Origin of the sequence: Corynebacterium nasorum (assembly GCF_032821635.1) — a bacterium.
GTDB classification, from domain to species: domain Bacteria; phylum Actinomycetota; class Actinomycetes; order Mycobacteriales; family Mycobacteriaceae; genus Corynebacterium; species Corynebacterium kefirresidentii.
Genome location: NZ_JAVBIE010000021.1, coordinates 1 through 5,055, shown reverse-complemented (window position 1 = coordinate 5,055; position 5,055 = coordinate 1). Strand labels below are relative to the sequence as shown.

General features: G+C 53.4%; 2 rRNA genes. Both read left to right on the top strand.

The window, feature by feature from the left end:
* Positions 1 to 12 precede the first annotated feature (12 nt).
* Positions 13 to 1,530 (top strand): 16S ribosomal RNA (locus tag RAE07_RS11835).
* Positions 1,531 to 1,998: 468 nt separating this feature from the next.
* A 23S ribosomal RNA gene (locus tag RAE07_RS11830) occupies positions 1,999 to 5,055 on the top strand; the annotation flags it as partial.

The window sequence follows — 5,055 nt, the reverse complement described above, 5'->3', positions numbered from 1 at the left end:
TTCTGAAATTTTTTTGTGGAGAGTTTGATCCTGGCTCAGGACGAACGCTGGCGGCGTGCTTAACACATGCAAGTCGAACGGAAAGGCCCTGCTTGCAGGGTACTCGAGTGGCGAACGGGTGAGTAACACGTGGGTGATCTGCCCTGCACTTCGGGATAAGCCTGGGAAACTGGGTCTAATACCGGATAGGAGCCATTTTTAGTGTGATGGTTGGAAAGTTTTTTCGGTGTAGGATGAGCTCGCGGCCTATCAGCTTGTTGGTGGGGTAATGGCCTACCAAGGCGGCGACGGGTAGCCGGCCTGAGAGGGTGGACGGCCACATTGGGACTGAGATACGGCCCAGACTCCTACGGGAGGCAGCAGTGGGGAATATTGCACAATGGGCGCAAGCCTGATGCAGCGACGCCGCGTGGGGGATGACGGCCTTCGGGTTGTAAACTCCTTTCGCTAGGGACGAAGCTTTTTGTGACGGTACCTAGATAAGAAGCACCGGCTAACTACGTGCCAGCAGCCGCGGTAATACGTAGGGTGCGAGCGTTGTCCGGAATTACTGGGCGTAAAGGGCTCGTAGGTGGTTTGTCGCGTCGTCTGTGAAATTCCGGGGCTTAACTCCGGGCGTGCAGGCGATACGGGCATAACTTGAGTACTGTAGGGGTAACTGGAATTCCTGGTGTAGCGGTGAAATGCGCAGATATCAGGAGGAACACCGATGGCGAAGGCAGGTTACTGGGCAGTTACTGACGCTGAGGAGCGAAAGCATGGGTAGCGAACAGGATTAGATACCCTGGTAGTCCATGCCGTAAACGGTGGGCGCTAGGTGTGAGGGTCTTTTCACGACTTTCGTGCCGTAGCTAACGCATTAAGCGCCCCGCCTGGGGAGTACGGCCGCAAGGCTAAAACTCAAAGGAATTGACGGGGGCCCGCACAAGCGGCGGAGCATGTGGATTAATTCGATGCAACGCGAAGAACCTTACCTGGGCTTGACATACACCGGATCGGGCTAGAGATAGTCTTTCCCTTTGTGGCTGGTGTACAGGTGGTGCATGGTTGTCGTCAGCTCGTGTCGTGAGATGTTGGGTTAAGTCCCGCAACGAGCGCAACCCTTGTCTTATGTTGCCAGCATTTGGTTGGGGACTCATGAGAGACTGCCGGGGTCAACTCGGAGGAAGGTGGGGATGACGTCAAATCATCATGCCCCTTATGTCCAGGGCTTCACACATGCTACAATGGTCGGTACAACGCGCAGCGACACTGTGAGGTGGAGCGAATCGCTGAAAGCCGGCCTTAGTTCGGATTGGGGTCTGCAACTCGACCCCATGAAGTCGGAGTCGCTAGTAATCGCAGATCAGCAACGCTGCGGTGAATACGTTCCCGGGCCTTGTACACACCGCCCGTCACGTCATGAAAGTTGGTAACACCCGAAGCCGGTGGCCCAAACTTGTTAGGGAGCCGTCGAAGGTGGGATCGGCGATTGGGACGAAGTCGTAACAAGGTACCCGTACCGGAAGGTGCGGGTGGATCACCTCCTTTCTAAGGAGCTTTATTATTTGGGCACAGTTGTGCCTTGTCCTGCCACTTTGTGGTGGGTGTTGGTTGAGTGTGCGAGTGTCATGCTGCCAACGTTGTTTGTTTGAAAATTTCCGGGTGGAAGATACACCTTTAAGACAAAGACCGAGTGTTTGAATGGCGCTTTGTGACACACAGTGTCGTGCACAGTTTGAAAAAAGTATTTGTTTGTATGTTGGTGCATTGTTGGGTGTCTGGGGCATTATCCCCTTTTTGTGGTGCCTGACCATATGACTGGTGGACACAGTGTGTGTGCTGGTTTGTGGTTGGGGTGTTGTGTGAGAACTGTATAGTGGACGCGAGCATTAAACACGTATGACGGGCTGCGCTTTTGTGTGGTGTGTTGTGTGTGTTTGTGTGATTTCTTTTTTGTGTTTATTTTGTCAAGTTCACTTGTGTGGCCGCCCGCGCTTTTTGTGTGTGGTGGTTTGTGTGTTCGTTATTAAGGGCGCATGGTGGATGCCTTGGCATGCTGAGCCGATGAAGGACGTGAAAGGCTGCGTTAAGCCTCGGGGAGTTGTCAATTAAGCGTTGATCCGAGGATGTCCGAATGGGGAAACCTGGCCCTGGTTATGTGGGGTTACCCTTCAGTGAATTCATAGCTGTTGTGGGGGTTTACGCGGGGAAGTGAAACATCTCAGTACCCGTAGGAGAAGAAAATAATAATGATTCTGCTAGTAGTGGCGAACGAACGTGGATGAGGCTAAACCGTGTGCATGTGATACCTGGTAGGGGTTGTGTGTGCGGTGTTGTGGGCCCTGATGTGCGGTGACTACCATTGCCGCGCCCTCGCATTGTTGTTAGGTGAAGTGGTTTGGAATGGCCTGCCGGAGTAGGTGAGAGTCCTGTAGCTGAAGATGATGATGTGTGGGTTGTTGGGTTGCCCGAGTAGCAGCGGGCTCGTGGAATCTGCTGTGAATCTGCCGGGACCACCCGGTAAGCCTAAATACTCAGTGTGACCGATAGTGTATGAGTACCGTGAGGGAATGGTGAAAAGTACCCCGGGAGGGGAGTGAAATAGTTCCTGAAACCATGTGCTTACAATCCGTCAGAGCACCGTGTGTGTGATGGCGTGCCTTTTGAAGAATGAGCCTGCGAGTCAGCGGCATGTCGCGAGGTTAACCCGTGTGGGGTAGCCGTAGGGAAACCGAATCCTAATGGGGTGTCAAGTGGCATGTCCTGGACCCGAAGCGGGGTGATCTACCCATGGCCAGTGTGAAGCAGCTGTAAGAGGTTGTGGAGGCGCGAACCCACGTAGGTTGAAAACTGCGGGGATGAGCTGTGGGTAGGGGTGAAAGGCCAATCAAACTCCGTGATAGCTGGTTCTCCCCGAAATGCATTTAGGTGCAGCGTCGTATTATAGCTTGGTGGAGGTAGAGCGACTGGTTGGTTGAGCGGGACTACAATCTTAGCAATGTCAGCCAAACTCCGAATGCCACTAATTGTGTTGTACGGCAGTGAGACTGTGGGGGATAAGCTTCATAGTCGAGAGGGAAACAGCCCAGATCGCCGGTTAAGGCCCCTAAGGGTGTACTAAGTGGAAAAGGATGTGGGATCGCGAAGACAGCCAGGAGGTTGGCTTAGAAGCAGCCATCCTTGAAAGAGTGCGTAATAGCTCACTGGTCGAGTGGTTCTGCGCCGACAATGTAGTGGGGCTCAAGTACACCGCCGAAGCCGCGGCAACAATTTTTTTGTTGGGTAGGGGAGCGTCGTGCATGGGTTGAAGCGTTACCGTAAGGAGGCGTGGACTGTGTGCGAGTGAGAATGCAGGCATGAGTAACGAATTGATAGGTGAGAATCCTATCCGCCGGATGACTAAGGGTTCCTGGGTCAAGTTCGTCTTCCCAGGGTGAGTCGGGACCTAAGGCGAGGCCGACAGGCGTAGTCGATGGATAACCAGTTGATATTCTGGTACCCGTACATGCGCGCCCATGATAAAGCACTGATACTAACCACCGCGGATGCATTGCTGGTCTTCTTTGAAGTCTGGTGGTGTTGATGTCGTGGGGCCTGATGTGTGGTTCAAGTGATGGGGTGACGCAGTGAGGTAGCCACGCCACTTATTGGATTGGTGGTGTAAGCGTGCAGACCGTGTGGTAGGTAAATCCGCCGCACTTTTGGTTGAGGCGTGATGCGTAGACCCATTGGGGTTGATGGTGGTGATCCTGTACTGTCGAGAAAAGCCTCTAGCGATGTGTGTGTATGGCCCGTACCCTAAACCGACACAGGTGGTCAGGTTGAAAATACTAAGGCGTTCGGGTGAACTGTGGTTAAGGAATTCGGCAAAATGCCCCCGTAACTTCGGGAGAAGGGGGGCCCTACGATGTGAGCATCCTTGCGGTGTTAAGCGTTGTGGGGTCGCAGAGAATAGAGGGAAGCGACTGTTTATCAAAAACACAGGTCCATGCGAAGACGTTAAGTTGATGTATATGGACTGACGCCTGCCCGGTGCTGGAAGGTTAAGAGGACCGGTTAGTCAACGTTGTTGGCGAAGCTGAGAATTTAAGCCCCAGTAAACGGCGGTGGTAACTATAACCATCCTAAGGTAGCGAAATTCCTTGTCGGGTAAGTTCCGACCTGCACGAATGGCGTAACGACTTCTCTGCTGTCTCAACCACAGGCCCGGTGAAATTGCACTACGAGTAAAGATGCTCGTTACGCGCGGCAGGACGAAAAGACCCCGGGACCTTCACTATAGCTTGGTATTGGTGTTTGGTTCGGTTTGTGTAGGATAGGTGGGAGACTTAGAAGCTATCACGCTAGTGGTGGTGGAGTCGTTGTTGAAATACCACTCTGATCGGATTGAGCATCTAACCTTGGCCCATGATCTGGGTTGGGGACAGTGCCTGGTGGGTAGTTTAACTGGGGCGGTTGCCTCCCAAAATGTAACGGAGGCGCCCAAAGGTTCCCTCAGCCTGGTTGGCAATCAGGTGGTGAGTGTAAGTGCACAAGGGAGCTTGACTGTGAGACAGACATGTCGAGCAGGGACGAAAGTCGGGACTAGTGATCCGGCACCTACTTGTGGATGTGGTGTCGCTCAACGGATAAAAGGTACCCCGGGGATAACAGGCTGATCTTCCCCAAGAGTCCATATCGACGGGATGGTTTGGCACCTCGATGTCGGCTCGTCGCATCCTGGGGCTGGAGTAGGTCCCAAGGGTTGGGCTGTTCGCCCATTAAAGCGGCACGCGAGCTGGGTTCAGAACGTCGTGAGACAGTTCGGTCTCTATCCGCCGCGCGCGTTGAAACTTGAAGAAAGCTGTCCCTAGTACGAGAGGACCGGGACGGACGTACCTCTAGTGTGCCAGTTATCCCGCCAGGGGTATCGCTGGTTGGCTACGTACGGAAGGGATAACCGCTGAAAGCATCTAAGCGGGAAGCCTGTTTTAAGATGAGGTTTCGTTAAGGTCCCCTAAAGACGATAGGGTAGATAGGCCAGACCTGGACGCACTGTAAGGTGTGAAGGCTACTGGTACTAATTGACCACAA